Source organism: Auraticoccus monumenti (genome assembly GCF_900101785.1).
GTDB classification, from domain to species: domain Bacteria; phylum Actinomycetota; class Actinomycetes; order Propionibacteriales; family Propionibacteriaceae; genus Auraticoccus; species Auraticoccus monumenti.
In genome coordinates this window covers 1008093-1031648 of sequence record NZ_LT629688.1, presented here as the reverse complement: position 1 = coordinate 1031648, position 23556 = coordinate 1008093, and the positions used below count along the sequence as shown (strand labels likewise).

The following is a 23556-nucleotide window of genomic DNA, read 5'->3' as shown; positions in this document are numbered from 1 at the left end:
GACTCGCTGACGGGGGGGCCGGTCGCTCAGCGTGGCCAGCGGGCCCGTGCGGGAGGCAGCGCCGGCGCGTCCACGACCCCACCGTCCTGGTACCAGTAGGCCACCGTCGACACGTCGTCCGACCGCTCGAACAGGCCGTGGCTCCAGCACCCGATCTGCTGCAGCGTGATCCTCAGGTCCTGCCGGAAGTAGATCGGGTCGGGCAGGTGCCACCGGTACATGCCGTGCATGGGCAGCGCCTCGGTCACGAACTCCGAGGCGCGGGTCCGGTCGCGGTTGTCGTGCTGGTGGTAGCCGCAGTACGGCGCGGAGAAGGTGATCACGCTCGGCTCGGGCTCGGCGCGGAGCGCGTCCTGGAAGGCCCACGCCCCGCCGGCGTAGTCCTCCAGCCCGGTGCTGCACAGGCTCGGGTGCTCGGTGTCGCCGTCGAGGAAGAACTTCACCTCCCCCTCGCCCCACCAGTAGCGGTGCAGCGAGGCGAGGGCGACGAACGTGCCGACGTAGGTGCCGCTGCCCCGGACCCCGTCCAGGATCACGTGATCCTCCCCCAGCGCCGTGGTCCCGTTGGAGCGCCGCCACTGGGCGTGGAAGAGCCCGGTGCCGTCGGTGATCTCGTCGCCGGTGGTGTAGTCGACCTGGAAGAACACGTGGGACAGGTCGCCGGGGTGCTCGCTGTCGATGACGATGCGGGCGTTGCGCCGGAACGGCATCGGGAAGTAGCTGTTCATCCCGCCCGACGGTGCGACCACCACCGGCTCGGAGGTCAGCAGCGCGCGGTCGGCGAACCCGTTGCAGAAGAAGTCCCCCAGCGGCACCTCCACCGCCGGCTCCGTGGCGTCGTCCCACCACATCCTCAGGACGAGGTCGCGGAGCACGAAGGGACCCGCCTCGGTCCGGTCCGGCACGGTGATCCAGATGTGGCGGATGACGCCCGGCCCCTCGATCTCGGCCAGGGTGAGGCTGCCTCCCGCCGGGAGCGGGAGAGCGGGGCTCCCCTTGCGTGCCGGGCCGAGGTCGGAGGGCTCGCGGGCGGCCTGGCCGGGGGCGCCCGTGGGGTTCTCGGCGTTGATGGAGTGCGAGCGCACGCCGGGCGGCGGCTGCAGGATCGAGGACCAGCGGTGGGACATGAAGGAGTCTCCTCTTGGGTGGGTGGGTGGCGGGTAGGCAGGAGCGGGGCGTCAGACGGCCGGTGCGAGACCGGCTGCTGGGCTCACTTCACCGACCCAGCGGTGACGCCCCGGCTGAGGGTGCGCTGGAAGATGAAGAAGAAGACCAGCGTCGGCAGCAGCGAGAGCAGCGAGCCGGCGTTGATGACGTTGATGTCGATGGAGTGCTGCCCACGCAGCGTGGACAGGGCGATGGGCACGGTGTGGGAGTCCGGCGACCCCAGCAGAACCAGGGGGATGTAGAACTCGTTCCAGGTCCAGATGAAGAAGAACACCAGCAGCACCGAGAGCGTCGGACGCAGCACCGGGAACAGCACGCGCCACAGGATCTGCCACCGGTTGGCACCGTCGACCGCAGCGGCCTCGAGGAGCTCCTTGGGCACGGTCCCCATCACGCTGGAGACGATGTAGGTGCCGAAGGCGGCGTGGAAGACGGTGAAGATGATCACCACCGACCAGATGGTGTTGATCGTGCCGGTCGCCTGCGCCAGGTAGAACAACGGGTAGATCAGCGCCTCGTGCGGCAGCATCGTCGCGATCAGCAGGACCGCGACGACGGCCCCGCTGCCCCTGATGCGTCCCACGCCGATGGCGTAGGAGCTGATCAGCGCGAGCGCGACGGCGGCGAAGGCGACCACCGTGGAGCTCACGACGGAGTTCGTCAGGGCGGTGAGGAAGTCGACCCGGGACAGGTAGGCGGTGAACGAGTCGAGGGTGAGCTGCTCGGGCCAGGCCAGCGGGCCGTTGGTGGAGTAGTCGGCGCTGGTCTTGAACGCGTTCAGCACCAGCAGCGCGAAGGGGGCCACCATCAGCAGGGCCACCAGCACCGCGGCGGCGAGCACGGCGTACCGGGTGAGGCCCCGTCGGAGGGCCACCGGGGGGACGGTCGTCATGGGGTCGCTCCTTGGTCGGTTCGACGCTGCCAGTGCAGCAGGGCGGCGGCGACGACGAAGATCACCAGCGACATCACCGTGGCGATCGTCGAGCCGTAGCCCACCTGCGAGAGCTCGAAGAAGTTGCGGTAGGCGTAGTAGGAGGGGACCACGGTCGAGCCCTCGGGGCCGCCGCCGGTCAGGATGAGGATGGGCGCGAAGACCTTGAGGGCGGCCACGGTCGCGGTGAGCACCACCACGAACACCTCGGGTCGGATCTGGGGCACGGTGATGAGCACGAACCGGGACCACCAGCCGGCGCCGTCGAGCTCGGCGGCCTCGTAGAGCTCGGGGTCGACGCGCTCCAGGGCGGCCATGAATATCACCGTGGGGTAGCCGATCTGCAGCCAGATCAGCATCAGCATGACGGCCAGGATCGCCAGCTGGGGCGATCCGAGCCAGTCCGGGGACGCCTCGATCCCGAGAGCGCCCAGGACGGCGTTGAGGGCACCGTCGTCGGTGGCCAGGATCCAGGCCCAGATGAAGCCGGCCACGGCGATCGGCAGGATCTGGGGCAGGTAGTAGCAGCCCCGCAGCACCGAGATGGCCGCAGGCCCGAAGGTCTTGCCGAGGTAGTCGAACAGCACCGCGGCGAGCAGCAGACCCAGGGCCGTAGGGACCACCGTGATGGCCACGATCATGAACACAGAGTTCTGGAAGGCCTGCCAGAACTCGGCGTCGGCGAGCAGCTGGACGTAGTTGTCCACACCGGCGAAGCGCATCGGGGCGCGGCCGCCGCGCCAGCGGAACAGGCTGAACGCGACGTTGGCCAGGAACGGGCCGAGGACGACGACGCCGAACAGCAGTCCCATGGGGAGCAGGTACCAGCCGTAGCTCCGCTGCGCCCGCGGGCGGCGTCGAGCAGGGGGAGGCATGAGAGGTCCTTCCTCGGGGTGGGGGCGGCGCGGGCCGCCCCCACCGTCGGGTTCGTGGGCGAGGGGCGGTCAGCTGCCGGTGGAGGCGGCCTTGCCCTCGTCGTAGAACTGCTGCAGCGCCGCCAGGTACTCGTCGCTGGACTCGTTGCCGTTGGCGATCGACTGCATGTGGCTCTGGATGAAGTCCAGGAACCCTGCGACCGGGTAGTCGGGGTAGAAGCTGAGGACGTCGTCGGCGACCAGCTGGTCGAACCGCTCGGTGTACTCGCGGGTGAGGTCGTCGCTGATCTGGGAGCTGTCACCGGCGAGCGGGAGCCCACCCTTGTCCCCGATCAGGTTCTGCACCTCCGGGGAGAGGGTGATGTCGATCCAGTCGTAGGCCAGGTCCTTGTTGTCGGCCTCGGCGGGCACGCCCCACAGGTGACCGGAGGAGCCCATCGTCAGGGCGCCCGGCATCGTGAAGTAGCCCCACTCGAAGTCGGCGTCGTTGCGGACCCGGTCGAAGATGCCCTGGTTCCACATCAACATGCCCGAGTCACCGCTGAGGAAGTTCACCGTCGCCTGCTCGTAGTTCAGCCCGGCCAGGTTCTCGCCGAAGTAACCCTGTCCGGTCCACTCGACGAAGGTGTCGGTGGCCGACTTCCAAGGCTCGGCGGCGAAGTCCACGTCGCCCTGCAGGAACATGAAGTCGTCGATCTGCTGCCGCTCGGCCTCGGCGGAGACGAGGCTGTACCAGAGCCACATCTGGTTGAAGCCCTGGCTGGTCGAGGCCGAGGAGGACACCGGGGTGTGCCCGCTCTCCTGGAGCTGACCCATCACCTGCTCGAGCTCGGCGAGGGTGGTCGGTGTCTCGCTGATCCCGGCGTCGGCGAACACGTCCTTGTTGTAGTAGAAGGTCACGTACTCACCGATGTTGGGGACCCCGTACCAGTCACCGGAGCCGGCGAGGCCGTTCTCGTCGTAGCGGGCGAGGGACTGCATGCCCCCGGTGACCTTCTGGTCCCACCCGCGGGCCTCGACCTCGGCGGTGAGGGGCTCGAGCAGGCCCTGGGCGGCGAGCTGCCCACCGTCGGCGTTGCCCTTGTTGAACTCGACGACGTCGGGGGTCTGGTTGCCGGAGAGGGTGATCCGGGCGTTCTGCCGCATGGCGTCGAAGCTGGTGGTCTGGAAGTCGACGGTGACGTCGGGGTGACGCTCCTGGAAGATCTCCAGGGCGCGCTGCCACCCCTGCCCCTGGGCGGTGTCGGCCTGTTCGTACTGCAGGATCGTGAACGTCTCACCACCGGTGTCGGTGGACGAGCAGGCCGCGGTGACCGCGGTCAGCCCGATGGTGAGGAGGGTCGCGACGACGGCGCGACCGGATCGGCTGTATCTGGGCATGGCAAGCACTCCTTTGTGTGTGGGACTCGTGTGACTGGTGGTGCGGTGGCGCGGCGGCATCGCCTGGGGGGTCGGCGGCCGTGCCGTGCCGGGCTACGGCGGTGGTGCGACCGAGTGGCGCTCGATCAGCGGGCACGGCATCAGGTGGTGCTCGTCGGGGGCCGGTTCCGCGCTGAGGCGGGCGATCGCCTGACGAGCCGCCCAGGCACCCATCTCGCGGTGCGGGAGCTGGATGGTGGTCAGACCGGGGTCCTGCGCCTCGGCGACCGCGTGCTGGTTGTCGAAGCCGACGATCGAGAGGTCCTCCGGCACCGACAGGCCCAGTCGGCGAGCGGCGTGGTAGAACGCCATCGCGAGCTTGTCGGAGAAGCAGGAGACCGCGGTGGGACGGTCTGCCCGGGCCAGCAGCTCGAGGGCGACGCCCATCCCGTCAACGGTGTCCGGACCACCGGCCGCCACCACCAGGGCCGGGTCGAGGGGGATGCCGGCCTCGGACAGGGCCCGCTGGTAGCCCTGCAGCCGGAGGTCGGCGGCGATGAAGCGGCTGTCGGAGACGTTGCAGTACCCGATGCGCCGGTGCCCCTTGCTGATCAGGTGCGAGACGGCGGTGTGCGCCCCGCCCTCCTCGTCGGGGACCACCCAGTCCGCGTGGCGGGCGTCGGGCTCGGGGGTCGCTGCCGGCACCCCGTCCATGACCACGACGGGCAGCCGACGGGGCACGCTGGGCAGCTGCACCACGCTGTGGAACTCCACCGCCACGACGAGGGCCTCGATGTGGCGCTGGAGCAGGGCGCGGACCGCCGGGGCCTCCAGGTCGCTGTTGTGCCCGATGTCGATCAGCATCAGCAGGTAGCCCGCCTCCCACGCGGTCTCCTGGGCGCCCGCCAGCATCGGCCCCGCGAAGGGGATGGTCGCCACCCCGTCGGCCAGCACCCCGAGCGTGCGGGACTGCTTGGTCCGCAGCCCGCGGGCCACCAGGTTGGGCACGTAGCCGAGCTCGTCGGCCGCCGCACGGACCTGGGCCGCTGCCCGCGGGTTGACGCGGCCGCGGTCGCGGCCGCTCAGCACCAGGGAGACGGTGGACACCGACACCCCGACGCGGTCGGCGACGTCCTTCATGGTCAGCATCTCGTCCCCCTCTCGCCGGTCGCGTCAATCGATTGACCCCACCAAAGGGCGTCAACTGCGTTGACGCAAACGGCGTGACCGAACTGTGACCTGGGGCACTTGTGAAGCTTCCGGCGCGCTGGCGCCGGGCGCGAGAAGTGGCGTGAGCGCCGGGGCGTCGAGCGACCCGGGGAGCGCGGTCGGGCGCCCGCCCGGCCCGGTCACCGACGGGACGCGGTGGTTGCGATCTCAGGAGACCACTCGTTCCGAGGTCGGGCCAGGGGCGGAGAACCGAGCAGAAGGGCTTACCTCAGCACCGCGCGGAGGAGCTCGCACCAGCCGCCGCCAGAGGCCCTCGTCGCCGCCCAGCCGTGTTCCGAGCAGTGGCGGGCCGAGCCGGAGCCCGGTAGACCCCGATCAGCCCGGGAGCGTTCGCCCCACCCGCACCTCGTCGACCTTGACCGCCACCACCCCGGCCATGATGACCACCCCGCCGAGCAGCTGGACGGGGAGCGGCAGCTGGTCCAGCAGCAGCCAGGCCCAGACCACGGCGAAGAACACCTCGAGCAGGCCGAGGAACGAGGCCATGGTGGCCCCGAGCCGGCGGCTGGCGGCGATGCCGGTCAGGTAGGCCAGCGCGGCGGCGACCAGCGAGATGGCCAGCAGGGGCACCAGCGGGCTGGTCCGGTGGCCGAGCAGGACGACGGCGTCGGTGGACCAGGCCATCGGGACCAGGCCGAGGGTCCCGACCACCGCCAGCACCACGGTGGCGCTGACCAGGCCGCCGGTGGCCAGCACCAGCGGCGGGAGCTCGTCGTCGGCGTGGGCCGACATCATGAAGTAGGCCACCAGGCAGACCGCCGCGGCGAGCCCGAAGACGACCCCGACCGGGTCGATCCGGAAGCCGCTGAAGACGTCGAGCACCAGGGCCAGCCCCAGCATGGCCGTCGCGGCACCGCCCAGCCGGAGCCAGCTCGGACGACGTCGGGTCCGCGCCCAGACGAGCGCGACGATCAGCACCGGCGCGGTGTACTCCAGCAGCAGCGCCACCCCGACCGACAGCCGGCTGACGGCGTAGAAGAAGGCCAGCTGGCAGGCGGCCATGGTGACCAGGCCGTAGACCACGACGCGCCGCCAGTGCCGGCGGAGCAGGTGCGTGCGTCCGCGGACCTGCCACAGCGCGGGCCCGAGCAGCACCAAAGCGGCCAGGCCGAGGCGGAAGGTGACGATCGCGGCCGGGGTCCACCCTGTGGCCAGCAACGAGGCGGCGAGGGCACCGGACGTCGAGAAGGCGGCGGCCGACAGGACCGCCAGCAGGGTCCCCGTCAGCGGGGCCGAGGCGGCCGCGGAGCGCTGGGTCCTCGGTGTCGGCGCGCTAACCTCGGGGATCGGGAGAGCGGTCACGAGGCACCTCCTGGTGCTGGTGGGAGCAGGTGTCGCACCCGCCCCGGGCCGACGCACCGTCAGGGGCAAAACGGTGGTGCACTCCTGACAGTAGGGTGTACCAGGTAAGGAGTCAACGTGATCTTCAGTGCTGACACGGAGGTGTCGCTGGCCTCCGCGGCCGACCTCGTGTCCAGCCTCGACCCCGACACCCTGACCACGGTGGAGCAGCTCGAGGCCTTCATGACGCGCTGGGAGTTCACCGGCCGCTTCGACCGCACCCGCGAGGAGCTGGCCGAGGTCCGTGCGCTGCGTCCGGTGCTGGCCGACCTGTGGCGGGCCGAGGAGGTGCCGGCGGTCCAGACGACGAACCGGCTGCTGGCCGAGGCGCAGGCCGTCCCCCAGCTGGTCCGTCACGACCGCTGGAGCTGGCACTTCCACGCCACCACCCCCGAGACCCCGCTGGCCACCCGGATGCTGGTGGAGGCGGCGATGGCCTTCACCGACGTGATCCGCTCCGGTGAGCTCGACCGCCTCCGCACCTGCGCCGCCGACGACTGCGACAACCCGGTGCTCGACCTCAGCAAGAACCGGTCGCGGCGCTACTGCGAGGCCGGCTGCGGCAACCGCGCCAACGTGGCGGCCTACCGCGCCCGCAAGAGCGGTGCGGCCGACACCCGGGGCGGCGACGGCCGCGCCGGTCGTGGCGACGCCGCCTCCTGAGCCACCGGCACCCCGCCCACCCGACGACCACGAGGAGACACCTCCGTGCCCATCCCGCACCTCCCGATCCCCCAGGCGCTGACCCTCGTCTGGCCCGACACCCTGATCACGGTGCTGGTGATCCTCGTGGCCGCGGTGGTCGTGCGGCTGGTGCTGGCCCGGGCCATCACCAAGGTGGTGGCCTCGGCGGTGCGCCGTAGCGAGAAGCACCAGGAGAACGGGCGGGCGACCAGCAAGCTGCTCAAGCACACCACCGGCCTGGGGGCCGACCGCTACCGTCAGCGGGCCGAGACGCTCGGCTCGCTGCTGCGCAGCCTGAGCACCGGCGGCATCGTGGTGATCGCGGTGCTGACGATCATGTCCTCGATCGGGCTGCCACTGGGTCCGGTGCTGGCCTCGGCGGGTATCGGCGGCATCGCGCTCGGGTTCGGCGCGCAGAGCCTGGTCAAGGACCTGTTCGCCGGGGTCTTCATGATCGTGGAGGACCAGTACGGGGTGGGTGACCTGATCGACACCGGCGAGGCGATCGGCACGGTGGAGGAGGTCACGCTGCGGGTGACCCGGCTGCGCGACGCCAGTGGTGTGGTCTGGTACGTCCGCAACGGCGAGATCATCAGGATCGGGAACCAGTCCCAGGGCTGGTCGACCGCCATCGTCGACATCCCCGTGGCCGCGACCGAGGACCCGACCCGGGTGATCGAGCTGCTGGAGAGCACCGTCGCCGCCGTCGCGGCGGAGGAGGAGTTCGCCGAGAACCTCATCGAGGACCCGACCGTGGTCGGGGTGGACTCCATCGTGGGCAACACCATGACCATCCGGATCATCGGCAAGACCCGCACCAACACCCAGTGGGGGCTGCAGCGGGAGATCCTCGAGCGCTGCCAGATCGTGCTGCGGGCCAACGGGGTACAGGGTCCCCCGGTCCTGCCCGGGGTGCCAGCGACGGCTTAGTCGCATATTTGTGGTGATCCAGGTCACAGCACGGAAAGAACTCGTGAACGTCGTTGAGTATTCAACGAAATATGACCACGCCGATGCCCACCCGGCTCCGGACCTGATTATCGGCACCCACGTCATGCTGTCCGGCGCGCCTGGACGGCTCACGCCTTCGCCGGCGAGACCCGTGACCCGGACCACCTCGTGGCGACGCCGGACCCGATCCGCCGGAGGCGACGGCGACCGGACGCCCGGGTTCAGGTGCGCTCGCGGGCGGCGCGGAAGGACCTGGTCGAGGGCGCCCGCCTGAGGGAGACGGGCCACGACCCTCAAGGTGCCCTTGAGGCTGCCGCCGACCACGGGCGACCCACGGCGCGAGCGCTCGGGCACCCCGTTTCCGCGCTCAAGCGACGCCGATGAGCGCCTCGAGCTGCGGCTGGAGCAGCTGTCCATGGATGACCAACCTGAGCGTCTCGCTGAGGATCGGGCTGCGAGTGGCCAGCATCGGTGCGCCCTGGCGGGAGATGGGCCGGTGACCGGCGACGCGACGGGGGTCGGCCGGCTCTCATTCCCCGGCGCCTCCAGCCGCTCGTCGGTGGTCGCCGACGTCAGCCACCCGGCCCCGGCCGGGTCAGGTCCGAAAGGTCCGCGACCGGCCGCGACACGGGCCCTGTCGACAGCGTGAATGTTTTCCGCTAACGTTCCTGACGTCGGATCCGCCTATCCCCCGAGGGCGGATCCGACCTTTTTGTGCGCCCATTCCGCCGCCGGACAGACGGCAGGAAGAGCGAACCCCGAGGCCCGGCTCAAGCGCCCTCCCGGCCCGCTGCGCCGCTCACGACGCGGGCGGCTGCCAGGGGGTGAGCCACTCGGTGGCGGGCCAGCCCTCACGCCCGGCCATCAGCTCGTACATCGTGGCCCCGTCGATCGACTCACGGATGATGTCGGCGTGGCCGGCGTGACGGGCCAGCTCCTGGACCAGGTGCAGCAGCACCCAGCGCACCGACCACCCGTCCACCCCCGCGGGCCACCAGGGGGAGTCGTCGGGCACCGGCACCTGCGCGTCGAGGTCGAGCCCGGGCACGAGGGCGCGGACCCGCTGCGCGAGCTCGTCGAGCTGGGCGTCCAGGGAGGCTGCCGAGTCGTCCTCGCGCACCCGGAAGTCGTCGGCGTAGCCCGCCTGCCAGTCCTCGGCGGCGACGGCGTCCGACGGCGCACGCCCCGGCGCGGCCTCGGCCCGGTCGAGCCAGCCACCGGCGGTGTGGCAGCCGTGCACCATCAGCGCGCCGACGCTGAGGGCGGAGGCGGTGGGGGTGGCGCGGAGCTGCTCGCCGGTCAGCCCGTAGCCGGCGCCGCGCAGGCCGTCGACCTGGGCGACCACGAACTCGGCCAGCAGGGTGTTCTCACTCGCACTCGGGGCGACGGTGCCAGGCATGGAGCGTCCTCTCTCTGGGTTCCTCCCATCCCAGCGGAGGCCTCTGACACTTCCGGCTGGGCTCAGCGCCACCCGTCGACGCCGCCGGGGACGTCGGCGGAGGGGTCGTAGGGGGTGCGGGTGAAGCGGAACGAGGCCAGGTCGAGGTGCGCGGGTCGGCCGGCGTCGCGGACCACCACCAGCTCCTCCCCGTCGAAGTAGCCGCTGGTGCCGATCCACCGGTCGGGCCCGGCGGGCACGAAGCGGGCCGCTCGCCCGAGGCCGGCCGGGGCGAGGTCCAGCCCGCCGTCGGGGAGGGCGTCCAGGCGGTACGGCGCCGGCCCCCAGTACCAGGTGCCGGTGACGTCGAGCAGCCCGGCGTCGCCCTCGGCGTACCAGGGCTCGACCCGCTCGGCCGGCTGCTGCTCCACCACCTCCCACAGCTGGGCGACCAGGGCCGGTGACAGCCCGCTGGTGGTGTTGGCCATCACGGCCAGCCCCCGTCCGGACTCGACGTCGACCCGGAGCACGGCCAGGAAGCCCGGCATCGAGCCGCCGTGACCGACGCGGCGCCGCCCGTCGACGTTGCCGAGCTCCAGCCCCAGCCCGTGGGCGCCCAGCCAGGCCGCTCCGGGCAGGTCGTGCACCCCGCGGGGCCGGCGCATCTCGGCCAGCGTCTCCGGGGCGAGGACACCCGGGTGCCCAGAACGCAGGAACTCACCCCACACGGCCAGGTCGCCGACCGTCGACCACAGCTGCCCGGCGGCGGCCATCGCGCCGTGGTGGTGCTCGGGCTCGGCCAGCAGCAGGTCGGCGTGCGGGTGCCGGGCCACCCCCTGCGCGTGGGTGCCGCTCGGCCGTGGCGTGGTGCGGGTCAGCCCGAGCGGCTCCAGCAGCTCGGTGCGCACCGACTCGTCCCAGCCCACCCCGCGGTGGCGGGCGACCACCTCGGCCAGCACCGCGAAGCCGAGGTTGGAGTAGTGGAGCCGCGAACCCGCCGGGACCACCTGCTGCAGCTGGGGCACCAGCTCGGCGAAGGGCAGTCCGGCGGTGCGCTCCCACCACGGGGCGTCGGTCTCGGCGCGCAGCCCGGAGGTGTGGCTGAGCAGCTGGCCCAGCGTCACCGCACCGATCGGGGTGCCGGGGACGTGCCGCTCGAGCGGGTCGTCCACGGACAGCAGGCCGTCGTCGCGCAGCCGCATCACCAGGGCCGCGGTGAAGGTCTTGCTGATCGACCCGATCCGGTACTGGGTGTCGGGCCCGACCGGTTCGCCACCGCGGCGCCCGTCGACCGACCCGACGGCGGCCACGGCGGCCACCGTGCCACGGGCCAGGACGGCGGCGGTGAGCGAGGGGATCCGCAGCTCCCGCTGGGCGCGGGCGACCACGGTGAGGAGCTGGGTGTCGACGGTGCTCATCAGGGCATCCTCCCCGATCGGGGTGCCACCGCCCGGCAGGCCCCACCAGGTGTCCCCCCGCCGTCGACCACCGAGGACGTCCTCCGCCGTTCAGGCCTCCCGCGCACGGATGCGTCCCTCCATCACCTGCTGCAGCACCGTCACCGTCTCGTCATCGAGGTCCACCCCGAGCACCCGGGCGGAGCGGGTCAGCCGTCGGGCCAGCCGTTCCACCTCGGCCCGGTTACCGGCCTGGTGCTCGGTCCGCAGCCGAGCCACCAGCAGCCGCTCGTCGTCGGGGCTGACCGTCAGACCGCGCGCGGCGGCCCAGCGGGCCAGGTCGAGGTCGCCGTCGGCGAGAGCGCGGTCGGTCACCACCAGGGCGATGTCGCGCACCGTGCAGAGCATCTCGACCCGCAGCTCCTCGGCCCACCCCCACTGGTGCGGCGCCGCGTCGGCGAGGGGCGCCCCACGCACCAGCCGGAGGGCGGTCACGAGGGTCTCCGTCCGGGCTGTGGCGACCCCACCGGCCACCAGGACCCGCAGCTCGTCCCAGTCCGATCCGACGGCGGGGTGGAGCAGGATCCGACCGGAGTAGGCGTCCGGCAGGTACGGCTCATCGTCCTCGTCGGCTCCCAACCAGGTGCGCAGCCGACTCATGTTCGAGCGCCGGGTGCCCTCGGCCACCAGCAGCGAGGAGGCCATGGCCACCGCGGTGCGACCGGGGTTCTCCAGCAGCCAGGCGCAGTACTCCATGCACTGCTTCACGGCGCGGGCCGGGGCGGTGCCGCGCGCACCCAGCAGCTCGACGGGCCCCAGCATCAAGAGCGTGGGTCCGGCGCCGGTCTCCGGCACGGGACCTGGGGGGCTGCTCACCTGGAGTGCCTCCTTCCACCCGGTGCCCCGGGTCGGCAGCCGCACGACGGTCGCGTCGTCAGCACGTCGGTGGTCGGATCGGGGATCGGTACCGGCCGGGCCGGGCGGTGGGTCCCACCAGGGCGCGGGTGTCGTGCTGGTCCGACCGGTGACCTCGAGCAGCTCCACCACGGCCGCCCGCAGCCCTGGTTCCACGAGCTGGGGTGTGAAGGAGAGCGCCGGTCCGGACCTGCGTCGTAGCTCCGCGCCGTCCTGGCCGACCAGCAGCCGCGACGTCGGGACCGGCGCGCCCCCGACGTCGCCGAGCACCACCGCCGCCACGGGCGCGCCGTCGGCGACCAGGCGCTCCAGCCGTCCCCACTGGTCGGTGGTGGGCCGCTGCGAGAGCAGCAGCACCTCGGGGTCCCAGGCGGTGTCGGCGTCGGGATCCAGCCGTCGCAGCGCCGGGAGGGTCTCGAGGGCTCGCTGCTCGCGCCAGCGGTGCTCCAGGCGGCCGAGCACCGGCTCGAGGTCATCGGCGGTGGCGAGCGTGGCCAGGTCGGCCGCTGCCGCGACGTCGCGGCCCGCCGGACCCACCAGGGTCACCGCCACCTGCCCCGCCCACCCGCTGCAGCCCAGCTCCAGCACCAGCGCCGCGAGGGCCGAGGCGCCGAGGTCGGGGTCGGTGGCCTCCAGGGTGGTCAGGCCCAGCTGCTGCAGGCACACCAGCACCGACGACCCCTGCTGCCGGCCCAGCGACACCAGGGCCGGCCAGGCCACGCTCCCCTGGTCGTCGTCGAGCCCGTGCCGCACCTGGACCCAGAGCTCGCGTCGCAGCACCCAGGTCGTCACCGGTGTCGCCCAGCCACCGACCGGGTCCGGCACCAGCTCGGTGCGCACGTCGAACCCGACAGGTGCGGGCAGCTCGGTGCCGCGGTGGGTGATGGTGATGCGGTCCTCGTCGACCACCACCTGATCGAGGGCGGGTACCGGTACGGCGTGCTCGACGCAGTGCCGGGCGACCAGCCGCTGCACCGCGACCAGGTGCTCCAGCGTCAGGGGCTCCTGGTGCTGGGCCAGGGCGGAGCGGACGCGCTGGGTCGGGGGCGACGGCGCGACCAGCCCCCGGCCGGGTGGCCGTGCGGCCAGCTGGACGGTGCGGCGGTGGGCGAGACCCGCCACGACGGCGGCGGCCAGCAGACCACCGGTGCTCCCCACCACGCCGATCCGGGCCAGCCGGTCCAGCTCCTGGTCGCCCGGTACGACCTCTGGACCCTCGGGCGGCCCCGCCGGGGCGGGCGTGACGGAGGGAGCCGGGCCTGGAGGGATGGTGTCCCCGGCGGCGCTGTCACCCTCGGCCCCGGAGCCGTCTGCCTGCTCCCTGCTCCCGGGCTCGTCCGCGGCCGGCTCCTCCGCACCTGGACGCCCCCCCGGCTCCTGTCCCGGGCGGGTTCCCGTCCCCTGGTCGGCGCTCGGGCCCTCCGACCGCTCGGCGGTCCGCTCCTGCGGCCCGTCCTCCGTCCGGTCGCTCCGCTCCTCGGCCGTCCGACCGTCGGGCTGGTCGCCCGGGCGGGCACCACGCTCCCCCTGCGCGCGGTCCCCGGGACGCCCCTGCTCCGGGGCCTGCACCTGCGGACCATCAGCGGCAGACCGAGGGAGCCGGAGCACCTGGCCCACCTCGAGCTGGTCGGGGTCGAGGACCGTGGCCCGGTTGGCCGCGTGCAGCTCGCTCCAGCGTCCGGCGTCTCCCAGGTGCTCGGCGGACAGGGAGGCGAGGGTGTCTCCGGCGCGGACCGTCACCGAGCCGGTCCCAGCGCTGTCGTCAGTGGCGGGAGCCGCCTCCCCCGTGCGGGCACCCGGCAGGACCAGGCGCCAGCCCGGCTCCAGGTGGTCGGCTCCACCGGTGAGCAGACCCGGGTTGGCCTCGGCGATCCGGCGCCAGGAGGTTCCCTCGCCGTAGTAGCGCTCGGCCAGGCTCCAGAGGTCGTCCTCCGGCACCACCCGGTGCACGAGGGCGTCCTCGGGCACGTCCTGCCCGATCGGGGCGGTGACCGGGCTCTGCGGGGCCTCGACCGGTGTCGCCAGCCGCTGCTCGAGGTGGCTGCCGGGAGCGGCCTGCGCGCCGCCGACGGCCTGCGGTGCCACCGCGAGAGCCAGCACGGCCACCAGCAGGGGGCGGACGAGGTGCTGGGGCAGGCCCAGGCCGGGCAGCCGCACCGGCCGCCGCGCGACCAGCGCGACGAGCTCGGCCAGGGTGGAGACCACCAGCACGCACCAGGCCGCCCACCCCAGCACCGTGAGGGCCACCAGGAGCAGCGAACCGTCGTCGACCGAGGTGAGGGTCCGCCACAACGCCGCCGGCGTCAGAGCCGAGGGGTCAGGCAGACGTCCCCCGACCGCCAGCAGCCAGGGCGCGCCGATCAGCAGTCCCGCGAGCAGGACCAGGGCGCCGAGCCCCCGCAGGACCTTCATCACCGGCTCCGGAAGGTGTCGAGGGCCGAGGTGGCCCGGGTGGTCAGGGTCATCGAGCCGGGCAGGCCGGGGACGGCCACGTCGGCGAGGGTGATCGTGCAGGTCACCGTGACCCCGACCGTGGCCTCGGTCCCCGGAGCTCGTGCGTACCCCCGGGTGTCCACGACCACCTGCGCCGGGCGGCAGGTGAGCCCCTGGGTGTCGAGGTTGGCGGCCGCGGACCCTTCCGCCGCCTGCCGGGCCTCACCGGCACCCCGCGCCAGGGAGGCGGCACGGGCCGCGCTGGCGGCCGCCTCCTGCACCCCCTGCCGGGCCAGCCAGATCCGGCCGCCCGCCACCAGCAGCCCGATGATGATCACCAGCGCGGGGATCACCACCACCAGCTCGGTGGCCACCGCCCCGCGGTCGTCCCGCGTCCTCCGGGTCATGAGACCCGCTCCCGGGGGGCCTCGGCCCGGGCGGTTACCGTGCTCAGCCCGAGGTCGACGATCAGGTCGACCCTGGCCCTGGTGACCACCTCCACCCGGTCCGGCCGGGTCGTGACCAGCACCTCCACCGAGTGCAGTCCGCCGGCCCCCGCCACGGAGGTGGCGGCGGAGCGCGCGTCCCGCTCCGGCGACCCGCGGGACACCGAGGCGGCCTCGGCCGCCGCCGCCGCGGCGTGCCGGACGGTGTGGCGGCCGTGGGCCCAGGTGGCGACCTGCACGGCGGCGAGCAGGATCGCCAGGACGACGGGGATGACCAGCGCCCACTGCACGGACTCCGTCACCCCCCGCTCGTCGTGGCGACCGCCGCTCACTGGCCCGGCATCTTCGATCGCACGTAGACGGTCACCGCGGTGACCACGATCGTGGCCACCGCGATGGCACCGGCCAGCAGGATGGCGTTCTCGGTGGACTGGGAGAGCCCGCGCTCGTCGCGCTCGGGCGGCGGCTGGAGCCAGAGGCCGAGGACGACGGCCAACATCTTCTGCATGGGGTGTACCTCCTAGGTCGAGTCTGCCGGTCTCGGCAGCGGGGATCGGGGTTGTGCACAGGGCAGTTCTCAGGCGAGCAGCCTCAGCAGGGGTGGGACGAGGAAGATCAGGCCGAACACCATCGCCGGCACCACCATGGCGATCGACATGCGCTCCGACACCTCCTGCGCGGCGATGGTGACCTCGTTGCGGTGGGCGTCCCGCAGCTCGCGGACCCGGGCGCGCAGCGTCTCCGACAGGGCGGCGCCCGTCTCGTCCAGGCTCATCACGTCAGCCAGGTCGCCCAGCTGCGGCAGGTCCAGCTGGTCGGCCACCCGCTTCAGCTCCGGCCACGGCGGACGCTGCTCCAACCGGGCCCTCTCCAGGGCTGCCTGGATCCGCAGGAAGAGGGGCGTGCTCGACATGGACGCCGCCGACTGGAGGGCCTGGGTCCCGGACCGGTTGGCCAGCCGCTCCAGCACGACCAGGTCGAAGTAGGTGAACAGCGCCTCGCTGGCTGAGCCCCTCGCGGACGCCTCGCCGCGGCGCAGCGCGAGGTCGGGCACGAACCAGCCGACGACGGCACCGGCCAGGGTCGCCAGCACCGGCACCGCCACCGACACCTCGACCAGGAGCAGCAGGCACGCAGTGACCAACGCCGGCAGCGCGGCACCGACCCCGGCCATGATCAGCTTCTCGGAGAAGAACTCCGCCGAGGACTGCCCGCGCAGCTCCAGCAGCCGCGCCTGCCGGGGCGACACCGGCAGGGGCGAGCGGCGGTGCAGCCAGGACCCCACGCGCTCCAGCCGCCCGGTCGGGCGCGTCGCCTCCGCCACGGTGCTGCGGACCGGGAGGTCGGTGGACAGCACCGCCAGGGCGTCACCCAGCCGCGGCGTCGCGGGCACCAGGGCGCGCACCAGCAGGACCACGCCGCCGCCGACCAGCGCCCCGGTCAGCACGACCAGCAGCGTCGTCAGGTGGGCGCTCACCGCTGCACCTCCGGACGGAGGATGCGGTCCCGCGGGCGGGGGGTGGTCAGCCGCCGCATCCACACCAGGGAGCCCGCGTAGGCCGCCAACAGCCCGGCCAGCAGCGCCTGCCCGAGCGGGGTGGCGTAGGGGGCGAAGAAGTCGCGCACCACCACCAGCGCCACGGCCAGGACGGTCACCGTGATCACGGTGACCTGCCGGACCACGATCCTCGGCTTGGCCCGCTCGACCTCGACCTCGCGCATCGAGCGGAGCCGGTCCTGGGTGGACTCCGACAGCTCGCGCAGCGTGGTGGCGACACCCGTCCCACCGCGTTCGGCGGCCAGCACCATGGCGGCGAGGACGGCGTCGGCGTCCGGGCTGTCCAGGGAGTCGGCCATGGCCAGCAGCGCCTCCCGCACCGTCCACCGGTCGTTGAGCCGCGCGGCGACCAGCCGGAGGTCCTCGACCAGGAGGTCCGGGGCCTGTCGGACGGAGCTCCGGAGGGCGTCGGCCACCGACTGCCCGGTCTGCAGCGTGGCGGTCATGGCGCGCACCCACCGGTCCAGGGCGCGCAGCAGCTCCAGCTCGCCGTTGACGGGGTCGGCCAGCAGCCACGGCAGGCCCACCACCGCGACCGGCACCAGCAGCAGGGTCAGCGGGATCCCGGTGACGGCGAAGGCCAGCACCCCCAGCCCGGCACCGAGCAGCAGCAGCCGGTCGCGGCGACGACCGGCGCCACCGGGAGGCCGTCGGGTGGCTCGGGCCCACCGCTCCCGCAGGCTGCGCCGCTCGCGCAGGGATGCCGGCCCGGGCGGGCGCCGACGCAGCCCTGCCACCAGGAGCAGCACACCGGCGACCATGAGCGCCCCGCACGCGGCCACCGCCACCGTGGTCATGACCTGACCCTCCGGCCGGCGCGCCAGGTGGGCAGGAAGGGGTGCAGGTCGACCATGAAGTCGGGGTCGGGCTGGAAGAAGGCTCCCTGCGGGGTGCTCGCGTAGACGAGGTGGGTGCTCGGACGTCCCTGCTCGATGGCCCCGGTCAGCTGGCGGATCTCGCTGACCCGGCGGGTGCGGACCCCGCCGCGCCAGGTGTCGTCGACCAGGCTGACGTGGACCAGGAGGTCGATGTTGTGCGCGATCTGGCGGTAGGCCTCGTCCATCTGCAGCACCCCGCCCTGGGCGACCCGCGAGGCGAGGCGGTCCACGGTGCTGGCCGCCGAGCGGGAGTGGGTGGTGGACAGCGAGCCCGGCCCCCCTGGATCGGGTGAACCCCGAACTTTCAGGTGGTGCGGGCGAGTCGTCGAGCGTGCTGCACCCGGCGCAGCCGACCAACTAGCACCGGGACCTCCTCGAGCGCCTGCCGAGTCTACAGCAGGGCGATGAGCCGCTGATGAAACCGCGCCGACGTCAGGCCCAGCTCGGCCGCCCGAGCGAGCCGTACAGCGCGCGGGCGGTCGGCCACCTCGAGGATGACACGGTCCTCGTCAGTCACTGGCGGTACCAGACACCACAGCGCTCCGACGAGAACCCGCCGCCAGTGTCGAGCAGCGTTATCTCGACCCCCTCGGGGGCGTAGCCGACCAGCTCGTTGGACCGGATCTCACCGTTGTCCTCGACGCGCTCCCAGTAGCAGTCCTCGACGCCGTCCCTGGTGCGATAGGTGCCTGGCTGGATCACGTCGTCTTCGTCACGGCTCCCCTGGGTGCGCACTTTGTAGGACCCCTGACCGAAGCTACGGTCTGCGACCTCAAGCACTTCTTCGTGCTCGGGACAGAGGTACTTCACCGCGGCGCGGGTCTCGTCGGTGGCTTCGTCGACCAGGCCGGCGATCGCGTTCTCCTGGTCGGAGTTAGCGATGTTGTCGCAGGCTTCGCGAGCGGCAGCGACCGTGCTGGCCGCCTCGTCGCTGTCCGCCACCACATCTGCCCACTCGAGGTAGGCCAACTCGTCGTCCGACCAGGCCGCGGGCAGCCGAATCTGCAGGGGCTCCATGCTGGCACCGACGGAGATGCTGGCGGCGACACCCTCGCTGATCTCGATCTCGTAAGAGCCACTCGGTACTGCTCCGAAGTAGAAGCGGAACGCGCAGGCGTAGTCCTCATCGACCCGCCCCGCGTTCACGATGGACGTGAGCTCGTCACCAGCCCCGATGAGTCGGATCTCCTGCTCGTCCTTCATCCGCTTCGACTCGCAGAGGTCGCCAACCGCACCGTCGAACTCCTGGTAGTCGTCGACCAGGTGGCCACCGACGTCGAAGGCGGTAGCAGCCAACCGGCTAGGGCTGGGGGACGAGCTCGATGAGGTCGGAGTCGCTGCGGGCGGCGCCTGCTGCGACGCATCGGCACTGCAGCCCGTCACCACCATCGACGCAGCTGCGATGACGCCCAGTGCTGCTTTGATCCTCATGCCATCTCCTGCACCATGTCGTCGATTCTGCGCTGGACCAGTGTCTTCTCCGCCGGGTGCAGATGTCTCAGGTCCAGCCGGGCCAGCACGGTGGCCCGGTCCACCCACAGCTCCTCCGCGGCGTGCTCGAAGTCTCCCCGCGCCCACACCACCGCGTCCAGCACCACGCCCAGGTCGGGCAGCAACCATCGGGCGGCGTGGTGCCGCACCACCCGCTCAACTGCCTCCCTCTGGCACCCCCGATGATTGCGTCGGATGTGCTCCAGCTCGTGGGCCAGCGTGGAGCGCCGCTCCCGCTGAACCAGGCGGCGGCGCATCCAGATGTTGCTGTGGCCGTCGGTGGTCCCTCGGTAGCCCGGCGGCAGGTCGTGCCAGTGCAGCAGCACGTGCGGGTGGTGATCCCGCAACCAACGCCACGGGTGAGGGGTGTCCATGCCGACCGACCGTAGAGGGCGACTCCGACAGTCAGTCGCTCGAGTTGCGAGCGCTCGCGATCGAGGCAGCGAGCACGATCAAGGGCAGCAGCAGGTACGCGGGAGAGGCGCCCTGCACGACGCCGGCGATGCAGAGGAGCAGGCCCGCGATCGCCGCCCACCCGAACCAGGGCAGACGGCCTAAGGGACTGCTAGTGGTCCCCCTCTGGGAGTGGCTCATCTTGTTCCTTCTGCTGCAGAACCCGTTCGATGAAGTACCGCATGGTCGGCTTTTTCTTGCCTGACTCGCGGCGCTGCTCGACCCGTAGACGGACCTGGAAGGACTGGGTGTTGGCCAGCGCCACCCGTCCGGTGTCTACGTCAGCGAGGAAGTCCTCGTCTTCGATGGTAACCGACACCCGTCCTTCGTTGATCGTCACGCCCCAGCGGTCGTTGTCGAAGTCGGGCTGGCGGACTCGAACCCATCGGGTCTCCCGGGTGACGACGTCGTCCCAGTCGCCCTCCTCGGGCTCGGTGAACTCGTCCTGCTGCTCCAGCGCGACGCGGTGGGTCTCGCCACCTCCGGTCAGCTCCAGCGCCTCGATGCCGTTGCCGAGCGGGCGGACGATGCCCTTCAACGCCTTACGGACGCGCTTGTTCATGATGATGGCGTAGAGCTGCTCTGTGACCTCGACCACCTCCTTGTTCTCCAAGGTGAGGATGACGGTGCCCTGGTCCGGTCGATGGTTGACGCCGATGATCTTCTTGCTGCCGAGCTCGCGCAGGTACCTGATGGCGTAGCCGATACCACCGAGGAGCGCGACGAGCGTGCCGCCTCCCTCCAGCGTGCTGGCCCACTGCACGACAGCCGCGATCTCGAAGGAGCCCTTGTTGGTGGCCGTCACCTTGACGTCCGGAGCGGCGGGGATGTTGTTGAACTCCCCGGTCCGGCTGGCCAGAGTCACCAGGTCGTCCAGATCCTGCAGGACGCTTCCCACGGTGCGGGCACGCATCTCACCTTGCACCGCGGGGCCGATGTACTTCAGTTGCAGGTGCTCAACCTCTGGTTCGCTCACGACCTGTCCTCCTGGCTCTCTTCGCCGGCCAGGTCCTGGTCGGCGGTCGCACGGTCGTAGGCGGTGGGCTCGTCCTGCCGGTCGGCGGCGAGCGTGTAGTGGTCCGGCGTGAACGACGCATCCGTGACGTCCACCTGAGACCGCGACCCCACCTCGGGAACGGAGGACGCCCGGCTGTACTCGCGGTCCCGCAGGACTGCGATCTGGTCTGCCCTACTGCCTAGACGCCTGCCCATCTCTTCCACCAGCTGGCGGTCGTCCCAGAGCATGAGCGCATCCGAGGGTGGCTCCTCCTGCATGGGTCCGGCCGCCCACTCCCTCAGGCGCTCCCGAACCAGCGAGAGCGACGGGTGGATGCGAGTGCTGCGCTGCTTGCTCTCTGACTCACGAGTGGTCGGACGGCCACCTTGGAGAGCGCGAGCAGCACTACCGGCCTGCCACTCAAGAGCTTCATCGAGCTTCCGCAGCGTGCTCGGAGACGGGGAGCTACCGGTAGCCATCTCGACGTTGGACAAGGTCTGGCTGGACGGCCCACCCCGCGCCGCAATGAGGGCATGGGTGAGCCCGAGTTGCTGGCGTCGCAGCTTGACGATCTGTGCGAACCGCTCGCGTTCGGAGGACATGCCCCAAGGTTGCCCTAGAAGTTCGGCAAACCTGCTGCACCCTGGGCAAACCTCACGGCTGTGATTCCCCCGCTCAGACAGGGGAGTTACAAGGCGTCGGCCTAGTCAGCCAAGGTTTGCCCTATTTAGGGTTGCTCCAGGGCTAGGTTTGCCCTACTCTAGGGCTATGACGATCAGCCACTACGCGAAGCAGCGGAAGCGGGTGCAGCCGCCCTACGTGGACCTCCGCTCGCTGCGAAGCGTGAGCGGTATGACGCTCGACGAGGTCTGCGCTGCTGCGAACGAAGCCGACCCAGAACTCACCCTGACGCGCGGCGCGCTCTCCGCCATCGAGAACGGCCACCGCGGCGCCTCGACCGAAGTACTGCGAGCCATCGCACTTGCGTACGGACTCGACGCCGAGGCGCTCGACGTCCAGTACCGGCCCCGTCGCCGTGGTGCTGCCGTATGAGCTCGCCCATCCCGGTCACGCCCACTTCGCCGAACCCGCACAAGCCCGGTTCCGAGGACTTCCACAACTTCGAGATCGCGAAGGTGCTGGCCAAGCCCATCCCGCCGATGGACGAGGCGAAAAAGGCCCGCCTCCGGCGCCTGCTCACCGACCCGGCCAGCCAGCGCGCGGCCTGACCTCTGGCCCGTCCCGATCAGGGGACAGGACGGGCCACACCCCCTTCCACCCACCGCACCCCAGGAGCACCCGTTGAGTACCAGCACCTTCATCCCGGACCCTGCGACGGCGGTCGCCGCGGCCGACGCTAGGTACCGCGCACTGCAGTGGGTGGCCGACAACATCCACCTCCTGTCGGCCGCCAGCGTCCACGTCGAGTGGCACGGGAACGTCACGATCAGCGGCTACTCCGGCGCGACTGCCAGCATTCGTGAGGCGTTGAGCGTCGTGGCGGACGACCGCATGAACGAGGTGAGCCCCACCCACTCCTGGTGGCGCGGGGTCATCGACACCACCGACGGCCTCATCGCGGTGACCGTCGTGGACGACCCGATGGCCCAGTCGTGACCGCCGTCCTGCGCGAGCTCGCCGCGGCGAAGCCCGACCACCTCTCCTGCGGCTGCCCGATGTGCACCACCTCGCGGCAGCGTCCGGACGCCTGCCCCACCTGCTGCCACGTCACCACCGTCCAGGGACACCGTCCCGGTTGCCCCGAGAACACCACCAGGAAGGCCTGACCATGCCCGAACGCCGCTTCCAGGACCCCCGCACCGGGGCCATCACCGACGACCCGCACATCCGCCCCTTCGCCGACCTCCTCGCCGAGCAGGGCCACGGCCGCCTCCACAGCGAGCTCTCCGAGGGCCTGTGGGACCTGGTCAACCGGGTGAAGGAGACCGGCAAGAAGGGCTCCATGACGCTCGTCATCACCGTCGAGCCGGACCGCCGCGCCGACGACGAGGTGCTCCTGGTCCACGACGACGTCCGCCTCAAGCTGCCCGCGTTCCCGCGCAAGCCGTCGATGTTTTACCTCGGCGAGGAGGGCAACTTCTCCCGCTCCAACCCCGCCCAGCCCGAGCTGACGGGCCTCCGCGAGGTGCCCGCCGGCGAGCCGGCCGCGCCCCGCGACATCACCCAGACCACCGCCAACTGACCCGAGGAGCACCACCATGACCGGACTGATCAACATCACCGACGGCGACCCTCAGACCGAGACCGCGGTCGTCGCCGGGCTCGCCTTCTCCGCCGCCGAGCCCCAGCTGCTCGAGCGCGGCCGGATCTACAGCGTCACCGACACCACCGGCCGCCAGCACGTCCTCGACACCCAGCAGCACAGCGAGCGGCCGCACCGGGTCGGCCCCCGCAAGGTCGAGACCTTCGACCCGACCGCCTTCCTCGACTACACCGGCCGCTTCCTCGGCGAGGAGTCCGAGGACGTCGAGCTCTGGGCCAACCTCGACCAGCGCACCATCACCGCCGTCCTCAACGCCGCGGAGCACGCCGGGAAGGCCGGCTGGGCCGACCACCGCGCCGTCCTCACCCTCCGACCCAACAAGCAGTGGACCACCTGGCTGGGTGTGTCCGGCCAGCTGATGACCCAGGTCAAGTTCGCCGAGTTCATCGAGGACAACCAGGACGACTTCATCGACCCCAACGCCGCCACCATGCTCGACCTCGCCCGCACCTTCACCGCGAAGAAAAGCGTCGACTTCGAGTCCTCGGAGAACCTCGCCAACGGCGCCCGCGGGCTCCTCTACCGGGAGACCATCACCTCCAAGGCGGGCGAGAAGGGCACCCTCGAGATCCCATCCGCCGTCACGATCGCGCTCCGCCCCTTCCAGGGCGCCGAGCCGTACCGGGTCACCGCCCGCCTCCGCTACCGCATCGAGGACGGCAACCTCGGCATCGGGTTCAAGCTGCACCGCCCCGACACCGTGCTCGAGGACGCCTTCGACTCCGTGATCGCCACCGTCGAGGCCGGCACCCCCTCCCACCTGCACGTCAACCACGGGATCGGCTGAC

General features: G+C 71.8%; 26 protein-coding genes and 1 pseudogene. 8 read left to right on the top strand and 19 right to left on the bottom strand.

Annotated features, from left to right (window positions below):
* Positions 1-26: 26 nt before the first annotated feature.
* The 6 genes from BLT52_RS04775 to BLT52_RS04750 form a co-directional block, all read right to left on the bottom strand.
* Complete coding sequence (locus BLT52_RS04775) at positions 27-1127, bottom strand: glycoside hydrolase family 172 protein (protein ID WP_090591159.1); 1101 nt, start codon at positions 1125-1127, stop codon at positions 27-29.
* Between the two features lie 83 nt (positions 1128-1210).
* The gene (locus tag BLT52_RS04770) at positions 1211-2059 is read right to left on the bottom strand and encodes a carbohydrate ABC transporter permease (RefSeq protein WP_090591156.1); all 849 of its coding nucleotides are present in this window, start codon (positions 2057-2059) and stop codon (positions 1211-1213) included.
* Positions 2056-2973, bottom strand: coding sequence for a carbohydrate ABC transporter permease (locus BLT52_RS04765; RefSeq protein ID WP_090591155.1), 918 nt, complete (start codon positions 2971-2973; stop codon positions 2056-2058). Before BLT52_RS04765 ends, BLT52_RS04770 begins: the two co-directional genes overlap by 4 nt.
* Before the next feature lie 69 nt (positions 2974-3042).
* On the bottom strand, positions 3043-4353 hold the full coding sequence (locus BLT52_RS04760) for an ABC transporter substrate-binding protein (RefSeq protein WP_090591152.1): 1311 nt from the start codon (positions 4351-4353) through the stop codon (positions 3043-3045).
* Positions 4354-4446: 93 nt separating this feature from the next.
* The gene (locus BLT52_RS04755) at positions 4447-5481 is read right to left on the bottom strand and encodes a LacI family DNA-binding transcriptional regulator (protein ID WP_090591151.1); all 1035 of its coding nucleotides are present in this window, start codon (positions 5479-5481) and stop codon (positions 4447-4449) included.
* A 396-nt stretch (positions 5482-5877) separates the two neighbouring features.
* Positions 5878-6864, bottom strand: coding sequence for an EamA family transporter (locus BLT52_RS04750; RefSeq protein ID WP_172803989.1), 987 nt, complete (start codon positions 6862-6864; stop codon positions 5878-5880).
* Positions 6865-6981: 117 nt separating this feature from the next.
* Between BLT52_RS04750 and BLT52_RS04745 the strand changes: the two genes are divergently transcribed.
* Together BLT52_RS04745 and BLT52_RS04740 are read left to right on the top strand one after the other, a co-directional pair.
* The gene (locus BLT52_RS04745; RefSeq protein WP_090596292.1) at positions 6982-7566 is read left to right on the top strand and encodes a CGNR zinc finger domain-containing protein; all 585 of its coding nucleotides are present in this window, start codon (positions 6982-6984) and stop codon (positions 7564-7566) included.
* Between the two features lie 45 nt (positions 7567-7611).
* The gene (locus BLT52_RS04740; RefSeq protein ID WP_197679187.1) at positions 7612-8517 is read left to right on the top strand and encodes a mechanosensitive ion channel family protein; all 906 of its coding nucleotides are present in this window, start codon (positions 7612-7614) and stop codon (positions 8515-8517) included.
* An 820-nt stretch (positions 8518-9337) separates the two neighbouring features.
* Here the strand turns inward: BLT52_RS04740 and BLT52_RS04735 are convergent.
* From BLT52_RS04735 to BLT52_RS04670, 13 genes and pseudogenes are all read right to left on the bottom strand, one after another.
* The gene (locus BLT52_RS04735; RefSeq protein ID WP_090591147.1) at positions 9338-9937 is read right to left on the bottom strand and encodes a mycothiol transferase; all 600 of its coding nucleotides are present in this window, start codon (positions 9935-9937) and stop codon (positions 9338-9340) included.
* A 62-nt stretch (positions 9938-9999) separates the two neighbouring features.
* On the bottom strand, positions 10000-11334 hold the full coding sequence (locus BLT52_RS04730) for a serine hydrolase domain-containing protein (protein WP_090591144.1): 1335 nt from the start codon (positions 11332-11334) through the stop codon (positions 10000-10002).
* 90 nt (positions 11335-11424) lie between these two features.
* Entirely contained in the window at positions 11425-14640 is a 3216-nt protein-coding gene (locus BLT52_RS04725; RefSeq protein WP_090591142.1) for a LysM peptidoglycan-binding domain-containing protein, read from the bottom strand.
* On the bottom strand, positions 14640-15068 hold the full coding sequence (locus tag BLT52_RS04720) for a TadE/TadG family type IV pilus assembly protein (RefSeq protein WP_090591139.1): 429 nt from the start codon (positions 15066-15068) through the stop codon (positions 14640-14642). Before BLT52_RS04720 ends, BLT52_RS04725 begins: the two co-directional genes overlap by 1 nt.
* Positions 15065-15409, bottom strand: coding sequence for a TadE family protein (locus BLT52_RS04715; protein WP_157676978.1), 345 nt, complete (start codon positions 15407-15409; stop codon positions 15065-15067). Before BLT52_RS04715 ends, BLT52_RS04720 begins: the two co-directional genes overlap by 4 nt.
* Before the next feature lie 26 nt (positions 15410-15435).
* Positions 15436-15615 (bottom strand): hypothetical protein, encoded by a 180-nt coding sequence (locus BLT52_RS04710; protein WP_090591134.1) that lies wholly within the window; start codon positions 15613-15615, stop codon positions 15436-15438.
* Between the two features lie 69 nt (positions 15616-15684).
* Positions 15685-16584 carry a hypothetical protein gene (locus tag BLT52_RS04705; RefSeq protein WP_090591131.1) on the bottom strand — a complete coding sequence of 300 codons (900 nt, stop codon included), beginning with the start codon at positions 16582-16584 and terminating at the stop codon, positions 15685-15687.
* The gene (locus tag BLT52_RS04700; protein WP_090591129.1) at positions 16581-17462 is read right to left on the bottom strand and encodes a type II secretion system F family protein; all 882 of its coding nucleotides are present in this window, start codon (positions 17460-17462) and stop codon (positions 16581-16583) included. Before BLT52_RS04700 ends, BLT52_RS04705 begins: the two co-directional genes overlap by 4 nt.
* Positions 17459-17821, bottom strand: a pseudogene (locus tag BLT52_RS04695) (hypothetical protein); the annotation flags it as partial. The pseudogene BLT52_RS04695 and the gene BLT52_RS04700, both read right to left, overlap by 4 nt.
* A gap of 235 nt (positions 17822-18056) precedes the next feature.
* Entirely contained in the window at positions 18057-18974 is a 918-nt protein-coding gene (locus BLT52_RS04690; RefSeq protein WP_090591127.1) for a hypothetical protein, read from the bottom strand.
* Positions 18971-19408 carry a hypothetical protein gene (locus BLT52_RS04685; protein ID WP_090591124.1) on the bottom strand — a complete coding sequence of 146 codons (438 nt, stop codon included), beginning with the start codon at positions 19406-19408 and terminating at the stop codon, positions 18971-18973. Before BLT52_RS04685 ends, BLT52_RS04690 begins: the two co-directional genes overlap by 4 nt.
* Positions 19409-19599: 191 nt before the next feature.
* Positions 19600-20463: a hypothetical protein gene (locus tag BLT52_RS04675; protein WP_090591119.1), complete on the bottom strand. Its 864-nt coding sequence runs from the start codon at positions 20461-20463 to the stop codon at positions 19600-19602.
* Positions 20460-21086, bottom strand: a complete 627-nt coding sequence (locus BLT52_RS04670) for a helix-turn-helix domain-containing protein (RefSeq protein WP_090591118.1) — start codon at positions 21084-21086, stop codon at positions 20460-20462. Before BLT52_RS04670 ends, BLT52_RS04675 begins: the two co-directional genes overlap by 4 nt.
* 166 nt (positions 21087-21252) lie before the next feature.
* On the opposite strand from BLT52_RS04670, the gene BLT52_RS04665 reads away from it, so the two are divergent.
* The 6 genes from BLT52_RS04665 (at position 21253) to BLT52_RS04645 (ending at position 23555) form a co-directional block, all read left to right on the top strand.
* A complete protein-coding gene (locus BLT52_RS04665; protein WP_090591115.1) occupies positions 21253-21537 on the top strand; it encodes a helix-turn-helix domain-containing protein in 285 nt (94 codons plus the stop codon).
* Complete coding sequence (locus BLT52_RS04660) at positions 21534-21713, top strand: hypothetical protein (RefSeq protein WP_090591114.1); 180 nt, start codon at positions 21534-21536, stop codon at positions 21711-21713. The genes BLT52_RS04665 and BLT52_RS04660 overlap by 4 nt, the downstream gene beginning before the upstream one ends.
* A gap of 73 nt (positions 21714-21786) precedes the next feature.
* A complete protein-coding gene (locus tag BLT52_RS04655; RefSeq protein ID WP_090591111.1) occupies positions 21787-22101 on the top strand; it encodes a hypothetical protein in 315 nt (104 codons plus the stop codon).
* Positions 22098-22271 (top strand): hypothetical protein, encoded by a 174-nt coding sequence (locus BLT52_RS20710; RefSeq protein WP_157676977.1) that lies wholly within the window; start codon positions 22098-22100, stop codon positions 22269-22271. The genes BLT52_RS04655 and BLT52_RS20710 overlap by 4 nt, the downstream gene beginning before the upstream one ends.
* Positions 22272-22273: 2 nt before the next feature.
* Positions 22274-22687, top strand: a complete 414-nt coding sequence (locus BLT52_RS04650; RefSeq protein WP_090591109.1) for a hypothetical protein — start codon at positions 22274-22276, stop codon at positions 22685-22687.
* A 16-nt stretch (positions 22688-22703) separates the two neighbouring features.
* A complete protein-coding gene (locus BLT52_RS04645) occupies positions 22704-23555 on the top strand; it encodes a DUF2303 family protein (protein ID WP_090591107.1) in 852 nt (283 codons plus the stop codon).
* Position 23556 lies beyond the last annotated feature (1 nt).

What these genes read in the sequence shown, in the direction of transcription:
- BLT52_RS04645 (WP_090591107.1), top strand. Translation starts at nt 22,704, where the DNA reads ATGACCGGACTGATCAACATCACCGACGGCGACCCTCAGACCGAGACC.
- BLT52_RS04735 (WP_090591147.1), bottom strand. Translation starts at nt 9,937, where the DNA reads ATGCCTGGCACCGTCGCCCCGAGTGCGAGTGAGAACACCCTGCTGGCC.
- BLT52_RS04685 (WP_090591124.1), bottom strand. Translation starts at nt 19,408, where the DNA reads ATGGACACCCCTCACCCGTGGCGTTGGTTGCGGGATCACCACCCGCAC.
- BLT52_RS04710 (WP_090591134.1), bottom strand. Translation starts at nt 15,615, where the DNA reads ATGCAGAAGATGTTGGCCGTCGTCCTCGGCCTCTGGCTCCAGCCGCCG.
- BLT52_RS04725 (WP_090591142.1), bottom strand. Translation starts at nt 14,640, where the DNA reads ATGAAGGTCCTGCGGGGGCTCGGCGCCCTGGTCCTGCTCGCGGGACTG.
- BLT52_RS04670 (WP_090591118.1), bottom strand. Translation starts at nt 21,086, where the DNA reads ATGTCCTCCGAACGCGAGCGGTTCGCACAGATCGTCAAGCTGCGACGC.
- BLT52_RS04755 (WP_090591151.1), bottom strand. Translation starts at nt 5,481, where the DNA reads ATGCTGACCATGAAGGACGTCGCCGACCGCGTCGGGGTGTCGGTGTCC.
- BLT52_RS04760 (WP_090591152.1), bottom strand. Translation starts at nt 4,353, where the DNA reads ATGCCCAGATACAGCCGATCCGGTCGCGCCGTCGTCGCGACCCTCCTC.
- BLT52_RS04775 (WP_090591159.1), bottom strand. Translation starts at nt 1,127, where the DNA reads ATGTCCCACCGCTGGTCCTCGATCCTGCAGCCGCCGCCCGGCGTGCGC.
- BLT52_RS04720 (WP_090591139.1), bottom strand. Translation starts at nt 15,068, where the DNA reads ATGACCCGGAGGACGCGGGACGACCGCGGGGCGGTGGCCACCGAGCTG.
- BLT52_RS04650 (WP_090591109.1), top strand. Translation starts at nt 22,274, where the DNA reads ATGCCCGAACGCCGCTTCCAGGACCCCCGCACCGGGGCCATCACCGAC.
- BLT52_RS04690 (WP_090591127.1), bottom strand. Translation starts at nt 18,974, where the DNA reads ATGAGGATCAAAGCAGCACTGGGCGTCATCGCAGCTGCGTCGATGGTG.
- BLT52_RS04660 (WP_090591114.1), top strand. Translation starts at nt 21,534, where the DNA reads ATGAGCTCGCCCATCCCGGTCACGCCCACTTCGCCGAACCCGCACAAG.
- BLT52_RS04665 (WP_090591115.1), top strand. Translation starts at nt 21,253, where the DNA reads ATGACGATCAGCCACTACGCGAAGCAGCGGAAGCGGGTGCAGCCGCCC.
- BLT52_RS04700 (WP_090591129.1), bottom strand. Translation starts at nt 17,462, where the DNA reads ATGACCACGGTGGCGGTGGCCGCGTGCGGGGCGCTCATGGTCGCCGGT.
- BLT52_RS04770 (WP_090591156.1), bottom strand. Translation starts at nt 2,059, where the DNA reads ATGACGACCGTCCCCCCGGTGGCCCTCCGACGGGGCCTCACCCGGTAC.
- BLT52_RS04765 (WP_090591155.1), bottom strand. Translation starts at nt 2,973, where the DNA reads ATGCCTCCCCCTGCTCGACGCCGCCCGCGGGCGCAGCGGAGCTACGGC.
- BLT52_RS04730 (WP_090591144.1), bottom strand. Translation starts at nt 11,334, where the DNA reads ATGAGCACCGTCGACACCCAGCTCCTCACCGTGGTCGCCCGCGCCCAG.